Here is an 18,803-nt window from a genome sequence, read left to right on the forward strand (position 1 = left end):
CCCCACGCCCCAACCCCTAAACCCTAAACCCTGGCCTCCACAAACTCCACGATGAGACGCTCGGCCTCGGCACGGGTGGCGGCCTCATTGTGCACCTCGTGACGCGAACCGGTGAACACACGGGTGGTCACATCATCCACACCACCCCGACGCAGCGCGTTGGCCAGGGCATATGCACCTTCGCCGTAGTTGGTCACGGGGTCTTGGTCGCCTGCCAAGATCAGCACGCCAAGGTCCTTTGGTAGATCCTGTTCCCAGCCAGGGTCGTTGGCCTGTGCGTAGATGTCCAGGAAGTCCCGGAGGAATCGGGCCGTCATCTGGGCGGCAAAGTTGTTCAGGGGGTCCGCAAGGTGGTCGGCAACAACATCGGGGTCTGCGGCCACCCAGTCAGTTGGGCCGGCGCCTTCACCAAAGCGCTCGTTCATGCCGGCAAACACTGGGCCGGCCAGCTCGCCTGCGGCGCCGGCAGGGTCCGCGGCGGCGAGTTCCGCAGCAAAAGGGTACTGCTCTACGCCCTGCATCCCGGCTGGGACGCCGCCGAGGATGAGCCCTGCGAGCGTCGTTCCGTGTGCGCGGGCGTATGCACGCGCAATGAGCGAACCCCAAGAGTGGCCGTACATGAAGAACGGCACACCGGGTACCAGCTCCTGGGCGCGCTGGGCGAGGGTGTGCTCGTCGGCTACGTACACCTGCCAACCGCCCTCACCGGTGTCCTGCCAAATGCCGCTAGCGGCACCCGTTGCGCCGTGGCCCACGTGATCGGTAGCGGCAACTGCGAAGCCGTGGTCCAACAGGGTGCTGATGAGATGCAGGTAGCGTCGGGAATGCTCACCGAGGCCATGAACAACCTGGACAATGCCCCGGGGTGTTCCGACGGGCACATATACCCAGGCACGGACGTCATCGCGCCCGTTCGCGGAGGCAAGAGTAAATTCATGCAAAGCCATGCTGGAAACTCCTTCACAATCAGCGGTTCAGCACAAGCACACATGGGTAAACCCGCACATGTACTTCAATTACGCGCGTTGCCGCTCATGCTACGCCGGATGAGGGCAAAAGGAAGGCAAAAATAAAGGCAAAGCAGAGGTTTTGAGATGATTACCTCCGCTTTGCCCACATGGAATGCAGGCGCTATGCCCTGTTAGGCGCAGCGCACGATCGGCGATGGGTCATAGACCGTGGTTTGGGTTTCCCGGCTGATCTCATTGCCAGCGAGGTCCCTGATGATGCGCGTGTCTGAGGTAGTGAAGCCCTGCGCGCCACCGGAGGGGCTGCAGTTTTCATCGGTCACGGTGACGGTGTTGGGGCTGGTGTACGCCCAACGGCCACCATTGATGGATTCCACCTGCACGGTTTTCACACCCATGAGGGTAACTGTCACGGACCCGCCACCAGCGGAAGCCAGGATGCGCACCGGGTACTGGGAGGTGTTCTTGAACTGCAAGTCAATTGCGCCTTCGAACACCGTTGCCTCGCGGCCCGCCGGGTAGCGGGAAATGTAATAGGAGTGCGGCGTATGCGCCACGTCTTGCATGCCTGCAAAGTAGGCGGCGTTGTACAAAGTGGTGGCGAATTGGCTGATGCCGCCGCCCACAGCGGTGTCTGCGCGGCCGTTCAAAATGATGCCGGACTCCACAAAGCCCTGAGCGCTACCGCGGGGGCCGGTGTAGCCGTTGAGGGAGAAGGTGTCACCAGGGGCCACGATCGCACCATTGACCATTTGCGCCACTCTTGCAATGTTTACCCCGGATGCGGCGCTGTAGCCGGAGGTGGTGAACTCGCCAACCACCTCATCAAAGGTTGCGCTCTGGGCCATCTCGGTGGTGAAGGTAGCGGGCTCATCCTTGTACACCGCCTCAAACACATGGTCTTCCCGGTTTGCGGAAACGATGCGCTGCTCCACACCGGCCAGGGTTTCCTCCCATTGGATGGAAACGCCGTCGCTGGAGGGGGTCACGGAACCGTCAAAGGAAATGGTGGCGTTGCGCTTTGGCTTTTCAGTTTGGCCCAGGCCCTCGTTGAGGATTTCCCGCGTGCGGTCCACATTGATCTCTGTGCGCAGTGCCTTGCCTTCGGGCACAAAGCTCACAACCTCGCCCATCCGGTCTGGGGCGATGATGCCGTCCACCCCGTCGCGGCCGTGCACTGTCAGCGGGAGCGCTACGGCATTGGCGGCGTCGCCCTCAGCCACTGCTTTCACCGCATCCTCCCCCACCTCGGGTTCGCTGACCTGCGCATCCACTTGCACGCCTTGGGGGTCAATCCAGTTGTGCAGGAGGGCATCCGCGAGCTGCGCGCGATCAACGGTTTGGCCGTTCAAAGGTTGCGGCTCAATGTTCACGGTGCCTCCGGTGAGCGTCACGCCGCCACTGACTGGGGCGGGGCTGAGCTCGGTGGCCAGGCGTTCCAGTTCGGCGTCGAAGCGCGGCTGGTCTACGTCGGAGGAAACGCCGGCCTCATAGGTGCGGAAGAAGCTCATGAGGCGGGTGATGGGGTTCAGCCCGTCGGAGCCAATGCCCTCAACGGTTGCCTCCCAGTTGGGCTCAATGCCTGCGGCGGCGGGGACGATTGTTGCCGTGAGAGCTTCTGCGGTGACGGTGACAGGCTGGCTGGAACGGCTGCCGAGCTCGCGTTCCAGGGTGGCGGTGGCGTCGGCTTTCGTCATGCCGCCGATTTCCACTCCGCCTACGGTTGCCCCGCGCGGGACGTTGTTCTGATTCAGCGCCACGTCGATCCCCCACACGCCTGCGAGGATCACAAACAGGCCGCCAATCAGGCCCAGCGCAAACTTCACTCTCTTGCTCACCCGCACTACGTTACTATTTACGCTTCGCGGATGCGACGAGCTGCTCCAACGGGTATTCACCGCTTTCCACGCTGCGCACCACCGCATCAATTGCGGGAACGAGGTCCTGGGTACTCACCCACAGGGCGCGGTCCGCCCCGGCGCGCAGCGAGGCCACCACTGCCTGCTCCACCGGCAGGATGTCACTGATCGCGCGCATTCCGGAGAGGTCATCGGTGTACACCACTCCTCCGAAGCCTTTTCCTTCACGCAGAAGCTGGTAGGCAACGGGGTTGAGGGTGGATGGGGTGGGGTCGCCCAGGCCGGGGACCACCATGTGCCCCATCATCACGCCAGAGCCGGGGATGAACAGGTCTTTGGTGTAGGGCCGCAGGTCCAAGTTTTCTAGCTCGGATAGCGGCGGTGTGACCACTTCCCCGGTGTGGGAATCACCGTTGGCGCGGCCGTGGCCTGGGAAATGTTTGAACACCGGTTGCACGCCGGCATCCACCATGCCTTGGGCGAAGGCTTTGGCGTAGCGAGCGGCAATCTCGGGGTCATCTGAGAAGGCGCGGTCACCCACCACATCAAGGTTGGCGCCGTCCACGTCTACTACGGGGGCAAAGTTGATGGTGATGCCGTGCGCCGCAAGGCGTTTGCCGGTGTCATAGGCAAGTCCTTGCACCTGCTCCGGGCTCATGGTTGCAGCCATGTCCCGGGGTGAAGGGATCGGCCCCAAAATGTGCGAGTGCCGCTGCACCCGCCCGCCTTCATAGTCAATGGCCACCGCAAATTCACGCCCCACCTCCGCACGAAGGGCGGGGATTTGGGTGAGCAGCTCTGGGTTGGAATCGGAGCGGATGAAGATGCCACCCACACCTTGACGCAGGGCAAAAAGGGCGTCCGCATAATCAGCAACGCCAACCACCATGAGGCTCGCCGCGGTAGCGCGGATGTCTACTGGTTCCGGTTCGGGTACGGCGCTGCTCGGCGCGGAGCTCAAGCTCGCCGAAGCGCTGCCTGCAACTTCCGACGTCCCCGTGCCTGCCTCAGCCGCATGAGCTCCCCCCTGCTCTGGTGTCGGCTGTGCGCAAGCCGCGCTCGTACCAATTACTGCCACCAGAATTGCCGCTACTCCGTGTTTCATACTGCTAGCTAGTAAACCACACCCACCTGATAGGGTTGTGTTCATGGCGTATGAATCTGACTCCCTGACCCGCCGTACGCTGGGTCCCACGCTGGCCAGCGCGGTAATCGGCATTGCCTTGGGGCTTGTGGCTGTGGTGGGAATCAGTGCCCTGCAAAGTGATGATCAAATTGCCGGCGGCTCCACCGTGAGCGCAGATAATGCCGTGTTGGGCGACCCGGAGTATGGCTCCCGCTAGTACTAGTGCCAGAACCCCCCACATTATTGGCTGGCTCTGCGCCGCGCTGATGTGTTTCCTGCCGCAACCAGGCAGGATAGCCGCAGACACCAAGCTGGATTTGAGCGTTGATCCGCTGGGCTTTTTGGCCCAGGCTGCACACGCCTGGACGGATGCTTTTCCCATGGGCCAACTCCAAAACCAGGCCTATGGGTACTTCTTCCCGCAGGGCCTATTTTTTGTGCTCACCCAACCGTTACCCGACTGGGTGGCGCAGCGCCTGTGGTGGACAATCGTGCTGGGTGTGGGCTTTTCCGGGTTCCTGTTACTGGTGCAGCGTGCGCGCATTGGCTCGCAGGCGCCGGTGATGCAGGTGCTCGCTGCTGCCCTGTTTGCCCTTTCACCGCGCACGCTTTCCACGCTGACCACGATTTCCAGTGAAACATGGCCGATCATGCTGGTGCCGTGGACCCTGTTGCCGCTGCTGGAGCGTAGGCCGCGCGTGGGGGCGTCGGTACTTGCTGTTGCCATGATGGGCGCGGTGAACGCGACCGCCACCCTGAGCGCGTGCCTACCTGCGGCAATCTTGCTGCTGTGGCGGCGGGCACCGCGGGCGTTGGTGCTGTGGCTGGCCGGGTGCGCGCTCGTGAGCCTGTGGTGGCTAGTGCCGCTGGTGGTGCTGGGCAGGTATGCCCCACCGTTTTTGGAATACATCGAGTCCGCCTATGTGACCACGCGCTGGCTGAACCTGCCGGAGATTCTGCGCGGCACCACAAGCTGGGTGCCGTTTGTGGAAGTGGAACGTCAGGCCGGGCATCTGCTGGTAACCGAGCCCACGTTTGTGGTGCTCACGCTCGCTGTTGCCACGCTCGGCATGATCGGCCTGGTGCGAGTGCGCTACCGCGGCCTGTGGCTCTCGTTGCTCGCGGTGGGGCTGCTGATTCTGGCAACCGGGCCGCTGCTCACCTCTTTTTACGACGGCCCCGCCGCCGCCCTGCGCAACCTCCACAAATTCGATTCACTGGTTCGGCTGCCGCTCATGGTGGGGGTGGCGGCGCTGCCGGTGCACAGGCTGCGGGAAATGGGGCGTGCTGCGGGTTCTGCGGGTTCTGCGGATGCTGTGGGTGCTGTGGGTTCCGACGCTGCCCGGCGCGCGCAGGCCGCAACGCTGCTGTGCGTGTTGCTGGGGCTCGGGGCAACGGCACCGGCGTGGTCTGGGCGCCTAATGCCCACAGGCACGTGGACTGCACTGAGTGCCGATTGGCAAGCGGCAGCAGATTATGTGAACCAGAATGCAAGCCCTGATACCCGCACGCTGATCTGGCCAGGGCGCAGCTTTGCAAGGGAGGACTGGGGCTGGACCCGCGACGAACCCGCCCAAGTGCTGTTGGACGGCCCATGGTTGGTGCGTGACGCGATCCCGCTGGTGCCGCCTGAGGCCATTCGGGCACTCGACGCAATTTCCTTGCCAGATGCCACCTTAAACCGCGCCGCGTTGGACCGCTTGGGGGTGGGGGCGGTGATTGTGCGGGAGACGCCGGAGGATTCGGACTTGAACTTGGGCCTGGACTTGAGCTTGGACTTGGGCGAGCCGGCCGTGCAATTCGGGGAGCTTCGCGTTGTACTGCTTGATGACCCGCACAGTATGCAGCTCACCAGCACACCACCCGTGGCGGTGGCAGGTGGCGGGGAAATCATGGCGGAGCTTCCCGCCGGGATGTTCCAGATCAGCCCAGAGGATCCGGAGATCTTCACAGACACTCCCCTTTTGATTGCGCGCAATTATGGTGCTGTGGAACGGGCAACCTCCGCGCCACTCGCGAGCCTGGACGAGGCTTCGGACGTGCACAATATACAGAAAAACTACGCCACCACACTTGAACCGATTCCGGTCACGGAAGTGGGCGGCACGGTGCGCGCGAGCAGCCAGGCCTCCGACGCCACCAGCATTGGCGGTGCAAACCCGGAGGAGTCAGTGAGTGCCGCCGTGGATGCCCAGCGCCGAACCGCCTGGCATCCCACGCCGGGCACAGGTGCGGGCCAATGGCTGGAGCTGCAGCCACACGAGCCGGTGCAGGATCCCGTGCTCTTGCTAGAGACCACAGGAAACCCGGTGGAAGTCACCATTTCCAACGGGCAGGCGGAACTCACCCGCCGCATGGAACCCAAAACACCCGTGCGCATCCGAGTGCCCGGCGCGAGTGCCACCGCCGTGCGGATCACGCTGCACGGGCGCGCTGGAGTGGCAAACGCGCAACTGGAGGGCGCGGAGATCCACCGGATCATTGACCTCGGCGTGGTCCCAGAGTCCACCAGGCAGCTCATTTTGCATGGCGAGCGCACCCTCACGCTGACCCGCCCAATGGACGTTGGCACCACCACGCTTGCCGCTGGCACACACACATTGGGGCCGGGTGTGTACACGGAGGTGGACTTCGAGGTGGCGTCGGTACGCCCCACCGGCACCAGCATTGAGGCCGCGGCTAGCGAGCGCACCCTCAACACCACGCGCGCCTTCAACGAGGGCCTACGCGGCTACCTAGACAACACCGAGCTGCAAGCTGTTGAGGTAAATGCAGCTCAGCAGGGTTTTGTGATCCCCGCTGGGGCGAGCGGCGAGTTCCGCATGGAGTTCGCGGGCAACACGGCGTACCGGATTGGGCTGATCGGCGGCGGGCTGCTGGCGCTGGGCACGGTACTGGTGCTGCTGGTGCTGCTGGTGCGGGGAAGGGACTCCCGACGCGACCCGATGGATGATTCCCCATCAGTGTGGATTCGGCGCTGGGCGCTGCGGCGAACCCTCATCACGCCGGCCGATTTGATCGTGGCGTCGATGGGGATTGTGGCCATGTGGTGTGCGCGGGGGCCGTGGCCGAGCGCCCAATACGTCGGCGATTCTCCCGCCGCTGCCGCGATGTGCCTGCTTGCGCTCGCAGCACTTTATGGCGCTGGAAGCGGAGCCGGAGCGGAGGATGCGGAGCAGTAGAGCAGGCAGGCAGGCCGGCTGGCCGCTGGGCTGGCGCTCCCTGAAACTCGTTGAACTCTCTACATAACTCTCTACATGTGGAGAGCTATGTAGAGAGTTATGTGCAGAGCTGTGTAGAGAGTTAATTGGGGACCTTGATGCACGCAGAGCGCCATAAAAGCACATTGCAAAGCATGTTTTGAGTGCACACATCTTCCACAACACTCGCGAACTCTCTACATAGCTCTCTACATACGTAGAGAGCTATGTGTAGAGTTCGATAGAGAGCTAAGAGTGTTTGAGGGAAAGGCGCTGGCATGGTGGATGCTGAAGGGCTGGCTGAAATTGTCAGCCGCCTACGCCACATTGGGACCGACTCCAATGAGGTTGAGGTAAAGGCTGCAGTTGGCGGACTGCCCAAAAAGCTGGTGAGAACCGTCTCAGCATTCTCTAACGGGAATGGTGGGCTCATCATTCTTGGACTCGATGAACAAAACGGCTTCATGCCAGCCGAGGGGTTCGATCCAAAGGCCATTGCTGATGCCGCGGCCGGCATGTGCGCAGACAAGGTAACTCCACCCGCCCGAGCAAACATCAGCATCGAAGACGTTGATGGTTCCCCCGTAGTTACAGTCGAGGTCCCAGCGCTTCCGCCTAGGGACAAGCCCTGCTGGGTTGTGAGCCAGTCCAAGTACACGGGTAGCTACATTCGAGGCCACGATGGCGATCGCGCACTCACTCCCTATGAGATTGACCGCCTAGAGGAAAATCGGATCCAACCGAATTGGGACCTGGAAGTCGTAGAGGCCGCAACGTTCGACGATCTCGATCCGGAAATCGTGCAGTCCATCCTGGAACGTGAAAGGCAAATGCATCCCCGGGTTTTCAGAAAGTTGAGCGACGTTGATGCACAAAAGGCCCTCAACATCATCGCCAAGGATTCTGATGGTGTGCTGCGTCCCACGCTCAGTGGACTCCTCGTTGCAGGTACCTACCCTCAACAGTTTTTCCCACGCCTGAACGTCACGTTTACGGTGTATCCCGGAACTGACAAGTCTTCGGGCGGGGGTGGCCGGCGGTTTGTCGATAATCTTTCCCTCGTTGGGCCAATCCCGGTGCTTGTGGCCGATACCGTGGCAGCCGTCAAGCGGAACATGCGCACGGGAGGGGTGATCGAGGGTGCTTTCCGCCGAGATTTGCCGGACTATCCGCCGGTTGCGGTGAGGGAAGCGGTAGTGAATGCGCTGATGCACCGGGACTATTCGCCGCAGGCGCGTGGCAGCCAAGTGCAGGTGAATATGTACGTAGATAGACTTGAGGTGGTGAATCCGGGCGGGCTTTACGGCATCATGACGGTGGACAATTTGGGCGTGGCCGGCTTGTCGAGCACCCGCAATGAACACCTCTCCTCTCTCTTGGAGGCCACTCCGTATCCCGCAGCAGGTCCGGGGTCGCTCTCGGGCTCGGGGGTAGACGGCGGCTTCGTTGCGGAAAACCGAGGCTCTGGATTTATAGAGATTCTGGATCAGCTCGAACGAGAACTCTTGCCACCGCCACGTCCGCAAGATTCCTTGACTACTTTCCGCCTTGAGTTTGAGCGCCGCAGCCCAACCGACGCCGAGCGCCAAGCCTCGGTGACTGGCGCCTCCAAAACCCGGATTTTGGACTACTTGGCAAGCTATCCTTCGGGAACCAGCAAAGAACTTGCTGCTGCCGCCGGAGTATCAACGGGCGGCGTTCGCCGGATCCTGAGCGAGATGGTAGCCGAGGGAGCGATCGAGCGAACAGAGCCATTGACCAGCCCAAAACAACGCTATCGCCTGCGTACGCAATAGGGAGGCAATTGGAATTGGTGGCGCGGAGCGGCAACCCCGGACCGCGTGCGCAAAAACATTCACTCCGCTGCTGAAGAAGCAACAAAAGAACAATGCCTGCGTCCTCAACTTTGAAGAGCGGGCATGTCATGTTGCCTATAGAGTACAACTGTTTTTGTCCACGCCGCCTGCACCTCACTGAGCGGCAAAGAACTCCCGGAGCTGCTTGGTTCCCACCACGTCTGTGTTCATGAGGGGGAGCGTCATGGTGGGCACCCCGGGCAGGGCCTCGCGCAGCATTGCCAGGTATGCCTGGTCGCGCTCGGCACGTTCGGCAAGGAATTCACCTTGGTTTGTTGGGGCCATTCGGTTTATCACAAGCCCTGCAACGTTCATTCCAACGGCTTCAAGCTGCCGGTGCACCTCGATGGTCTCCAGCACGGGCAGTCGCTCGGGCAGTAGCACCAGATAGAAGGCGCAGTCATCGCCGGTGAGGACCTCGCGCAAGGCGGCAAAACGTTCCCTGCGCCGCAACAGCGTCTGCCGGATCAGGTTGTTGCGGCGATCTACGGAAGTCTCTACCTCACCGCCTAGACCGCGAACCACTTGGGAAAAGCGATCCGATTGGTCCCTGCGATTAAGCAGGCCCTCCGTCCACGCCTGCATCAACTCCGGCAGCTCCATGAGGCGCACGGTGTGCCCGGAGGGGGCTGTATCAAAAACTATGTGGTCATAATGTTCGGCTTGCTCGATGATTTCCGTGATACGTTCCAGCACCGCCGCCTCATGAGCCCCAGGGGAGTTTTCTGCAAGCTGAAGATGCTTGCGGATCTCCCCCTTGAGGTGTTCTGGCATTGTTTGGCGCAGTTGCGCCTCCACCTGATGAAGGTGAGCCTTTGTGGCGGCGGCTGGATCAATTTCCACCACCTCCAACCCCGGCACCTCTGGCACCGGGGTCGGGGTGTCCGTGAACTGCATCCCCCACAGATGCCCCAGGTTGTGCGCGGGGTCTGTGGAAACCAGCAGCACCCGCCGCCCCTCACCTGCACTGGCAGCCTGTACCGCTGCGGCGGCTGCGCACGTCGTTTTCCCTACTCCCCCTTTGCCACCAAAGAAGGAAATCTTGTGTGCTAGCAGCATGAAATGTTCTCCAACGGGGAATGTTCCATACCCATCCGACGGTGCCAGGCATGGAAGTCCTCATACACCAAAGGCAAAAGCTCAAGGGTGTAAAAGTTCACGGGATTGGGCACCCCAAGGGCCTCGGAGAGCACCAGGAGCATGAAGAGGTCATCCTCCTCGCGCTGCGCCTTTGCCATGGTGGCGCGATAAGGCGCAACGTAGAACTCGTTGAGGCCTTTGAGGAATTTGGACAACTTGGGTGCCAGTTTAGGTTCGCGCATCTGCTTTCACTTCTGCGGAGTGCTCTGGGGTGTCGCGGTCGCCGAACTCGATGGCGGGCAGCTCGCGGGCCTTGCGCAGCGCAGCCAGGGCCTCAATGGATACCCAGATGGCTGCAACCAAGATGATGACGTCGAGTACCAGCAGCAGCCAGTTCCCCGCCGCGTAGAACTGCCCGAGCTGCACCACCAGCGCCCAGATGGACATCAGCATCACGAACACGAGCGGCACCAAGATTGGCAGGTAGCTGCGGCGCAGGCGAGATAGGATCACGCAGATGATTGCCAAGGTCAGCGCGGCCATGAGCTGGTTGGTAGTGCCGAACAATGGCCAGATCAGCATGCCACCTGAGCCGTCGGCACCTGCGGAGAACGTCAGCGCCAAGGCCACGATCACGGCGATGAGCGTGGCTGCCGTTGCTCCGAGCTTCATGCCCACAATCTCACCGATTTCCTGCACCACCATGCGCTGCAGGCGGATGCCGGTATCCATGGTGGTGGCCGCAAACAGCACCGCCATGGTGGCCAGGATCGTCGCTGAAAGCGAGGTGGAGATTCCCAAGCCCTGGTTGAGGAGGTTGCCGCCGCCTTGCACAAAGGCCGCCACGCCGCCCTTGCCAAAGGCACTATAGATTTCCTCCCACTCGGCTACGGTGCGGTAGCCGGCAGTGGTGGAGATGATGGCGCCGAGCGCGAGCAGGCCCTCGCCAACCGCGCCGAAATAGCCCACAAAGCGCTCGTCGGTTTCCTTATCAATCTGCTTGGAGGAAGTGCCGGAGGCAACCACACCGTGGAACCCAGAGATCGCGCCGCAGGCGATGGTCACAAACAGCAGCGGCACCATGGAAGGCGCACCCTCAGGCATTGCGCGGTTCACCATTGGCGCCACCAACGTTGGTGCGGTGAACAGGAAGGATGCGTACAGGATGCCGAGGCCCACGAAGAGCTGCAGGCCATTGATGTAGTCACGCGGCTGCAGCAGCACCCACACCGGCAGCAGGGAGGCAATCGCGCCATAGATAAACAGCGCCAGGATCCAGAACGCCTGCGGGCCGATGCCCAGGAAATCCTCCGGGAGGACCACCGGGTAGCGGTCACCAAGCAGCATCAGCGAATACAGCGCCACCACGCCCACCACGGACACCAAGGGAAGGTTCCACTTGAGGCGGTAGATAGCCTGCCCAATCAGAAGCGCCACCACGATCGCGCCCCACGTTGGGATCACCGCCGTTGGGGTGGACACCAACAGACCCGTGATCACCACAGCAAACGCCGCAACCACCATGAGCAACAGCAGGAAGATCACCACGAGGAAAAGGTTGCGCCCGCGGGAACCAATGTACTTGCCGCTGAGGGTGCCAATTGATTGGCCTTTATGCCTTGTAGAGGCCCACAGCGCCCCCAAATCATGCATACCAGCGATGAACACGGTGCCAATGGTCACCCACAAAAATGCCGGCAGCCAACCCCAGATCACGGCAATCGCGGGGCCCACAATTGGTGCCGCGCCCGCAACGGAAGTGAAGTGGTGGCCCCAAAGGACAAACTTGTTGGTGGGAACGTAATCCACACCGTCCCTCATAGAGTGCGCCGGGGTTTCATACCCCGCTCGCAGTTGAAATACTTTGGAACTCAAGTACTTGGAGTACAGGAGGTATCCGGTTGCCATCATGGCCAGGCCAATAGCCAAAAGAATGAGCGCGTTCATTGTTATGAACTCCTTGGTTATCGTGGCTGGCAGGCGAGGTTTTCTACCTGCGCAAGTTGTGCATAAATGTGTATTTTGCAAACCCACAACTGCGAATAAATGTTGATTCTTATGTTATGGGGGTCACAAAAGTTGGTTCACACACTACCTAAAACCGCGCCCCTGTGAGGAAATTCTTTCAAAACTTTTGGCACGCCCGCACGATCTCTGGGCATCATCACCGGGCATTATTTCTGGGCATTATTTCTGGGCGGCACTCACAGCACCCACAGCACCCACATCCTTAGAGGTTCGCCCCAACCGCTTACGCCACATTGGGTGCACACCAGGCATGAACCACACAATGCCCGCAGCAAGCAGTGCGCAAAGTACAGCCCACCAGCCACTCAGTGCCTGCCACCAAGCAACGCCCACCACAAGCGCCACCAACACCCAGCCGGCCAGCAGCGCCAAGGGCAGTTTCACCCTGGCTATCTGGGTGTGTTCGGCCCATTGCTCACCGGGGAATCGCCCGCGGGCTTCTACCCTGACTCGCCGGTTGGTCTGGTGCGACTGCATGAGGCTCGCCGCCATCACCATGGCCACCCCCGCGCCCAGCACAACGAGATCTTGCACAATTCCGCCGTAGGCGAGCACACCTATTGCCACGGTGAGGGCCATCCGCTCCGGCAGGGTGAGGGGTAGGCCATTAGCGGGGTCAATCTCGGGGTAAAGCATCCGGAAACTCTGGGTGGCTAGCTGGGACATTTGAGTCCTTTCTGAAAAACATCGGGGGTAATAGTTTCATTAGGTTAGGCAAGCCTCTTTTATCCTAACCTAAGTTAGTATAGGCTACCCTCCGTCCCGCAGTTGGTGAAGAACCCGTAAAGGAGCAACCACACCGTGCCCGCCCTACTCTCCGGAACCACCCGCCCGCACTGGCGGCGTCGAAAAGCCTCCCTCTTGGCTGCATCCCTGCTGGCCACAGCCATTTCAATTCCCACGCTCTCCACGCCCGCCCAGGCACAGACCTGCGAGTTCCGCTGGGGAATCAGGGAAAGCTACCGCAGCTACATCCAAGGGCCCGTTGCCCGTGGCGGCTGGGGAGCAGACGGAATTGGCTTCAGCGGATCAGAAACCGGCCCCGATGGCACATTTGTGTTTACCCCCGCTTCCGCACCAAATGTGCAAGACGGTGCGTTCAGCGTGAACCTCGGCGGTGTGCTGCGGTTCCGCGGCCACAACTACGGTGGCGATGATTTGCTGGACATGACCCTCAGTGATTTCAAGATCCGCGCCTCCGGCAACCAAGCCGAAATCCTCGTGGATTATGTGTCCTACGAGTCCGATATGGTGAACAAAACTGCCCGCGGCCCGCAAATCACCGGCGATGACGTAGCAATTGCCACCATCAACCTCAACACCCCCGTGGATGCGCAGGCAGGATCCGTAGACCTCTCCGGCACCACCACCCTGACCGGAGGCGGCGCCAAACTCTTCCTCGCCTACAACGCAGGCGCTGCCATGGACCCAACCAGCGGCCAAATCTCCACCTCATGCGGTGCCACCTCATCCGGAACCACCTCCGGCAACACCCGCACGCTCACTTCAATCAGCGGCAACTTCACCGGCTTCAACAAAGAAGCCATGGCAATCCTCAGCGAAACCAATGACACCATGAATGCCTTCACAAAGTTCATGGGCAACTCCGAGGCATTCATGGACACCTACGAATCCTTCACCCGCCGCACCGGCGCGGGCTCGGGTTCCGGCTCGGGCTCTGGCGCTGGTGCGGGAAACATTGCCGACGCCCCCAGCACAGCAGCCAGCAACGGTACTGCGGGCGGAACGGTCACTGGAACAGGCACGGGAGCTGCCAGCGGAAGCGCCGCTAGCGCAGGAAATGCTCCGGGAACCGCAAGCAACTTAGGAACTGGCGGTGTAAGCGGTCAGTGTGTTCCCGCTACCGGGGTGCAACGCACCAACGCCTCTTGGGGCATCAAAGCCTCGTTCCAGTCCTACATCACCGGTTCCATTGCCAAGGGCAAATGGGAATTGCAGGGTGTAGGCCATTCTGGTGGCGCCTTCCAATTCAGCGGCAACACCGGCAACGTGGATGTGGCCTCAAAGAAGGGCAATCTGCGTTACAGCGGAGCGGTGCACTTCACCGGCCACAACGGCGTACTGGACCTCAGGATTTCAGACCTCGAAGTGAGCTTTGCGGGTTCCCAAGGCCAGCTCATTGCGAACGTCACCTCCTCCAATATGGAAGGTGTGCGCACGGACTTTGGCCGTGTGGCCATTGCCAATCTGAACGTGAATACCTTGGACATCAACGCAGGTTCACTCAGTGGTTCCGCAAGCACCGCCCTCACGGCTGAAGGCGCAAAGGCTTTTGCAGACTTTTATCAGCCCGGTCTGGCCCTTGACCCCGTAACCTTCACCGCCACCCTCGGCGCAGAAGGAACTGGAAGCTGCGATGCAGCAACTTCCACTGGTTCACAAGGTGCAGCAGCCGGAATAGGAGACACAACCGGCGATGCTACAGGCGCAAACGCTGATTCAAGCACGGGATACACCGATGGTTCCAACAATTTCCGGGTGAAGTCCGCAGCCGCGCAAGCATCCACTGATCCCGCCACCTACTTGGCGTTGTTAGCAATCGGCCTGGCTGTTGCAGCAGGCAGCATGAGCCGCCTGATCCTCCAGCATCCCGCCTAGTACTCATCCCACAATATAAGGACCACCACACATGTACTCTGTAGCTCAAAACCACGCGCTCGCGCGTGTGATGCATCGCAGCATTCACGCCGCGGCCGCCGCTGCACTCGCGGTCATACTCGCCGCTTGCGGGGTGCAAGGCAGCTACACCAACACCTTGCCCGCCGCCACTGAGGTGGGAGATCCCCGCTCCATTCAAGGGGTGCGCCACGTTGGCGAGTTTGCGGATATTGAGCCAGTAACCACCACGCCAAAACCAGCGCTGCCGGTGGAGCTTACTGATGCCGATGGCTACGAGGTTGTGGTGGAAGACACCTCCCGCATCCTTGCCCTGGACCTGTACGGAACCTACACCAAAACACTCACTGGCCTGGGACTTGCCCCGAACATTATTGGGCGCACGGTTTCCTCAACAGAAACGGTGTTGGCGGATTTACCGGTGGTAACGCAAGGTGGGCACAACATCAACGTGGAGGCAGTGCTGGACCTGCGTCCAAGTTTGGTAATTGTGGATCACTCCATTGGCCCGCGGGAAGCTATTGATCAGATCCGCGCCGCTGGTGTACCCACCGTGGTCATGCAACCTGAGCGCACCATCGCTTCCGTTGCGCAGGACATTGAGCAGCTCGGCGCCGTGGTTGGCTTGCCTCAAGAGGCGGAAAAGTTGGCACAGCGCTCGGTGGAAGAAATTGAGCGCGATATGTCCGCCATTCAAGAGATCGCACCGGCTGATCCATTGAGGGTGATCTTCCTCTACGCCCGAGGCAATGGCGGGGTGTTCTTCATCATGGGTGAAGGCACCGGTGCGAAAGACCTCATTGAGGGCGTAGGTGCAGTAGACCTGGCTTCCGAACACAACCTCTCCTATGCAGAGCCTGCAAACGCGGAGGCACTGGCCAAGCTCAACCCTGAGGCCATCATCATGATGTCCGGCGGCTTGGAATCCACCGGAGGAATAGAGGGCTTGCTGCAACGCCCAGGTATAGCCCAAACCATCGCCGGCCAGAACCAAAGAATCATCACTATTCCAGATGGCCAATCCCTGGCATTTGGCCCTTTGACCGGCCAAACCCTCATTGAATTAGCAAAGGCACTCTATGCTCCAGACCAAGCCTGATATCCGCCGCAGGCGCCGCGTTCAGGTTGCCGCCAGCTTGGCCGTTTCGCTGGTGCTGGCTTGCCTGGCCAATGTGGTGCTTGGCCAGTTTGCCCTGCCGATTTCACAGCTCATAGCCATCCTCACAGACGGCGGCCATCAAGACGTGCTGGCCGCGAGCGTGGTGTGGGACATCCGCCTGCCACGAATTGTGCTGGGTTGCATTGTGGGTGCAGCACTCGGCGTGGCTGGCACCCTCATGCAGGCGGTGTTCGCAAACCCCTTGGCGGAGCCATCCGTGATTGGTGTGACCGCCGGGGCCGGCGTGGGTGCAGCCACAGCAATTGTATTTGCCATTGATTGGTTGGGTGCCTTCACCGTGCCAGCTGCGGCGTTTGTGACTGCATTGGCGGTCACGGCATTCATCTACCGTTTGGCGCGCCACCGCGGCACCGTTGCGGTGGTAAACCTCATCCTCACTGGCATTGCGGTAAACGCCGTGTGCGGCGCAATCATTTCCTTCTTGGTGTACCTGGCCCCTACGGCAAACAGGGAACAGATCATTTTCTGGCAAATGGGTTCCCTCAATGGTGCTCAGTGGAAACATGTTTGGGTGGTACTGCCAATCGTGGTGCTCGGCGTAATTGTTGCCTTGCGCCTGGGCGAGCGTCTGGATGTGCTGGCGCTGGGTGAACGCGCCGCCGCCCACACCGGCATCAACGTGGCAAACCTGCGGGTGTGCGCGATTCTGGTATCGGCCATTCTCACGGCCGCTGCGGTTTCCTTCGCCGGATTGATTGGCTTCGTGGGATTGATTGTGCCCCACCTTTTGCGCACCGTGTTAGGCCCACAGAATCACGCGCTGCTCCCAACTTCCGCACTGGCAGGGGCTCTGTTGATTTCACTTTCCGACCTCGCCGCGCGCACCACCATTCCCTTCGCGGACCTTCCAATCGGCATTTTCACCGCACTGGTTGGTGGGCCAACCTTCTTTGTGCTTTTGCGCCGCATGATGCGAAAGGGGGTCCACGCATGATCACCGTTGAACAGGTGGAAATCCAGGTAAACAACCGGCGGCTGCTGCACAACATCACGTTCACAGCACAGCCAGGTCAAGTCACTGGATTGATCGGTCCCAATGGTGCGGGCAAGTCCACGCTGTTGGCGTCGATAAGCGGGGACCTGAAACCCACCGCAGGCCAGATTCGTGTTGCCAACCTTGACCCCTATGCCACGGACCCTGCAACACTTGCGCGCAGCCGTGCAGTGATGCTGCAGGACACGGCGGTAGCCTTTGAATATCTTGCGCGCGACATTGTTGCAATGGGGCAGCGTGTGTGGGCAAGGCCAAATGAAGAGCTTATCGACGCCGCCATGGCCGCCACGGACACAATGCACCTTGGCGCGCGCGAGGTCCCCACGCTCTCCGGGGGTGAAAGGGCTCGCGTGGCACTGGCTCGGGTGCTCGCCCAAAACGCTCCGGTGATCCTCCTGGACGAGCCAACCGCCGCATTGGACATTTCCCACCAACTGCAAGTGCTGCACCTTATCCGTGAGCTCGCGCGCCGCACCCAGGCCACAGTGCTCGTGGTGCTGCATGACCTCAACGCCGCAGCAGCATTTTGTAACCACATTGTGTGCGTATCCAATGGTGGGATTGCCGCCTTAGGCAGCGTGGAGGAGGTCTACACCTCGGAAGTGCTTTCGCAGGTGTACCAATACCCCCTCCAGGTGAGCCGGCAAGAAGGCCACATCCAAGTAATCCCCCAACAACCATCACTGTCAGATTTTCAGTCCATTGAAAGGATCCTCGATTTCCATGCGCATGATCGCAGCACCAACCTCCCTCGCCCTCGCCGCAACCTTGCTCGCCGCCCCAATGGCGCAAGCGCAAACTGAAGTCGCAGCCACCTGCCAGAACGTAGAAACCCGCGTGACCGGTGGCACCGTTGCGTGGGGTGTGAAGGAATCCTGGCGTAAGTACATCTCCGGGCGCATCGCTCAAGGCTCCTGGACCACCAGCGGAACCGTCACCGAAAACGCGGAACCAAAGAACTCGGCCGCATACCAGTTCCTGTTCGAGGTAGACCCAGCCACCTCCTCCGTGAAGGTTGATGAGCAGGGCAACATCACCGAAGCGCTGATTAACACCAAAGAATCCTCCATTGTGTTTGAAGGCCACCACGGCGCCCTGTACTCCCAGGTAATCTCCCCCTACCTCACCACTGCTGGTGACAACGTGAAGCTCGGCTCCTCCTACCTGGGCTACTACGTACCAGGTAAGGGCATGACCGAATACACTCCAGAGGACCGCGTGCCAGCCAATGAAGTCACCGGTAAAGATACCTTCGCCGCTGCAACCGGCACCTGGGCCACCACCGGCACAACTCACACCCTGAACACCACCGGTGGGCGTTACACCGCAAACCCAGGCACCTCCTACAACCCGACCACCCGCGAGCAGGTTGTTGCCGGTGCAGACATCCTGTTCATGGGCATGTACAACGATTCCTACAACCCAGAGATCGACCCCGCTAACGTCACCATCACCACCGAGCAGGTGTGCCAGGATGCTCCAGTCACCTCGGAGCCCCCAGCTCCAGTGACTTCTGAACCGAGCACCTCCGCACCAGCGCCAGCACCAGCACCAGCACCGGCACCAGCACCGGCTGAGCCAAGCACCTCTACTCCAGCGCCAGCTCCAGCGCCAGCGCCAAGTGCTGATGCTGATACTGATGCTGATGCCGCAACCAATTCCGAGAACAGCTCCTTGCTGGGCAAGTTCGGATCCTTCTGGAACAAGCTCCTGGGCTTTGGCTCACTGTTCGGCCTGCTCACCATCTTGTTCCAGACTGCAAACCACCTGGGTTGGTTCAAGGGTCTGTTCGGTTTCCTGAGCCGCTAATGCCGCTAATGCTTTAGCACTCAGTAAGCCTCCCCAGCCTTCCACAACCCCCTTATCCAGCCCCGC

General features: G+C 60.8%; 15 protein-coding genes. 8 read left to right on the forward strand and 7 right to left on the reverse strand.

Annotated elements, in window-relative coordinates; translation table 11 throughout:
- Positions 1–23: 23 nt before the first annotated feature.
- The 3 genes from NQ050_RS06200 to NQ050_RS06210 form a co-directional block, all read right to left on the reverse strand.
- Positions 24–947 carry a lysophospholipase gene (locus tag NQ050_RS06200; RefSeq protein ID WP_257038430.1) on the reverse strand — a complete coding sequence of 308 codons (924 nt, stop codon included), beginning with the start codon at positions 945–947 and terminating at the stop codon, positions 24–26.
- A 194-nt stretch (positions 948–1,141) separates the two neighbouring features.
- Complete coding sequence (locus NQ050_RS06205) at positions 1,142–2,812, reverse strand: VanW family protein (RefSeq protein WP_373456413.1); 1,671 nt, start codon at positions 2,810–2,812, stop codon at positions 1,142–1,144.
- Between the two features lie 7 nt (positions 2,813–2,819).
- Entirely contained in the window at positions 2,820–3,932 is a 1,113-nt protein-coding gene (locus NQ050_RS06210; RefSeq protein WP_257038432.1) for a glycoside hydrolase family 3 N-terminal domain-containing protein, read from the reverse strand.
- 43 nt (positions 3,933–3,975) lie between these two features.
- On the opposite strand from NQ050_RS06210, the gene NQ050_RS06215 reads away from it, so the two are divergent.
- The 3 genes from NQ050_RS06215 to NQ050_RS06225 all read left to right on the forward strand — a co-directional run bounded on the left by NQ050_RS06215 (position 3,976) and on the right by NQ050_RS06225 (position 8,949).
- The gene (locus tag NQ050_RS06215; protein WP_257038433.1) at positions 3,976–4,170 is read left to right on the forward strand and encodes a DUF2613 domain-containing protein; all 195 of its coding nucleotides are present in this window, start codon (positions 3,976–3,978) and stop codon (positions 4,168–4,170) included.
- Positions 4,171–4,219: 49 nt separating this feature from the next.
- Positions 4,220–7,135 carry a DUF3367 domain-containing protein gene (locus tag NQ050_RS06220; protein ID WP_257038434.1) on the forward strand — a complete coding sequence of 972 codons (2,916 nt, stop codon included), beginning with the start codon at positions 4,220–4,222 and terminating at the stop codon, positions 7,133–7,135.
- Positions 7,136–7,431: 296 nt separating this feature from the next.
- On the forward strand, positions 7,432–8,949 hold the full coding sequence (locus tag NQ050_RS06225; RefSeq protein WP_257038435.1) for an ATP-binding protein: 1,518 nt from the start codon (positions 7,432–7,434) through the stop codon (positions 8,947–8,949).
- A 174-nt stretch (positions 8,950–9,123) separates the two neighbouring features.
- Here the strand turns inward: NQ050_RS06225 and NQ050_RS06230 are convergent, their stop codons facing one another.
- The 4 genes from NQ050_RS06230 to NQ050_RS06245 form a co-directional block, all read right to left on the reverse strand.
- Positions 9,124–10,068 (reverse strand): ArsA family ATPase, encoded by a 945-nt coding sequence (locus NQ050_RS06230; RefSeq protein ID WP_257038436.1) that lies wholly within the window; start codon positions 10,066–10,068, stop codon positions 9,124–9,126.
- Positions 10,059–10,331 (reverse strand): cory-CC-star protein, encoded by a 273-nt coding sequence (locus NQ050_RS06235; RefSeq protein ID WP_257038437.1) that lies wholly within the window; start codon positions 10,329–10,331, stop codon positions 10,059–10,061. Before NQ050_RS06235 ends, NQ050_RS06230 begins: the two co-directional genes overlap by 10 nt.
- Positions 10,318–12,036 (reverse strand): carbon starvation protein A, encoded by a 1,719-nt coding sequence (locus tag NQ050_RS06240; protein ID WP_257038438.1) that lies wholly within the window; start codon positions 12,034–12,036, stop codon positions 10,318–10,320. The genes NQ050_RS06235 and NQ050_RS06240 overlap by 14 nt, the downstream gene beginning before the upstream one ends.
- A gap of 240 nt (positions 12,037–12,276) precedes the next feature.
- Positions 12,277–12,783 (reverse strand): hypothetical protein, encoded by a 507-nt coding sequence (locus NQ050_RS06245; protein ID WP_257038439.1) that lies wholly within the window; start codon positions 12,781–12,783, stop codon positions 12,277–12,279.
- A 135-nt stretch (positions 12,784–12,918) separates the two neighbouring features.
- On the opposite strand from NQ050_RS06245, the gene NQ050_RS06250 reads away from it, so the two are divergent.
- From NQ050_RS06250 to NQ050_RS06270, 5 genes are all read left to right on the forward strand, one after another.
- Positions 12,919–14,736 (forward strand): HtaA domain-containing protein, encoded by a 1,818-nt coding sequence (locus tag NQ050_RS06250; RefSeq protein WP_257038440.1) that lies wholly within the window; start codon positions 12,919–12,921, stop codon positions 14,734–14,736.
- 70 nt (positions 14,737–14,806) lie between these two features.
- Entirely contained in the window at positions 14,807–15,853 is a 1,047-nt protein-coding gene (locus tag NQ050_RS06255; RefSeq protein WP_257038493.1) for a hemin ABC transporter substrate-binding protein, read from the forward strand.
- A complete protein-coding gene (locus NQ050_RS06260; protein ID WP_257038441.1) occupies positions 15,834–16,868 on the forward strand; it encodes an iron ABC transporter permease in 1,035 nt (344 codons plus the stop codon). The genes NQ050_RS06255 and NQ050_RS06260 overlap by 20 nt, the downstream gene beginning before the upstream one ends.
- The gene (locus NQ050_RS06265; protein WP_257038442.1) at positions 16,865–17,731 is read left to right on the forward strand and encodes a heme ABC transporter ATP-binding protein; all 867 of its coding nucleotides are present in this window, start codon (positions 16,865–16,867) and stop codon (positions 17,729–17,731) included. Before NQ050_RS06260 ends, NQ050_RS06265 begins: the two co-directional genes overlap by 4 nt.
- Positions 17,652–18,737: an HtaA domain-containing protein gene (locus NQ050_RS06270; protein ID WP_257038443.1), complete on the forward strand. Its 1,086-nt coding sequence runs from the start codon at positions 17,652–17,654 to the stop codon at positions 18,735–18,737. Before NQ050_RS06265 ends, NQ050_RS06270 begins: the two co-directional genes overlap by 80 nt.
- The last annotated feature ends 66 nt before the right edge of the window (positions 18,738–18,803 follow it).

Source organism: Corynebacterium sp. 122RC1 (genome assembly GCF_024580955.1).
Taxonomy (GTDB): Bacteria; Actinomycetota; Actinomycetes; order Mycobacteriales; family Mycobacteriaceae; genus Corynebacterium; species Corynebacterium kozikiae.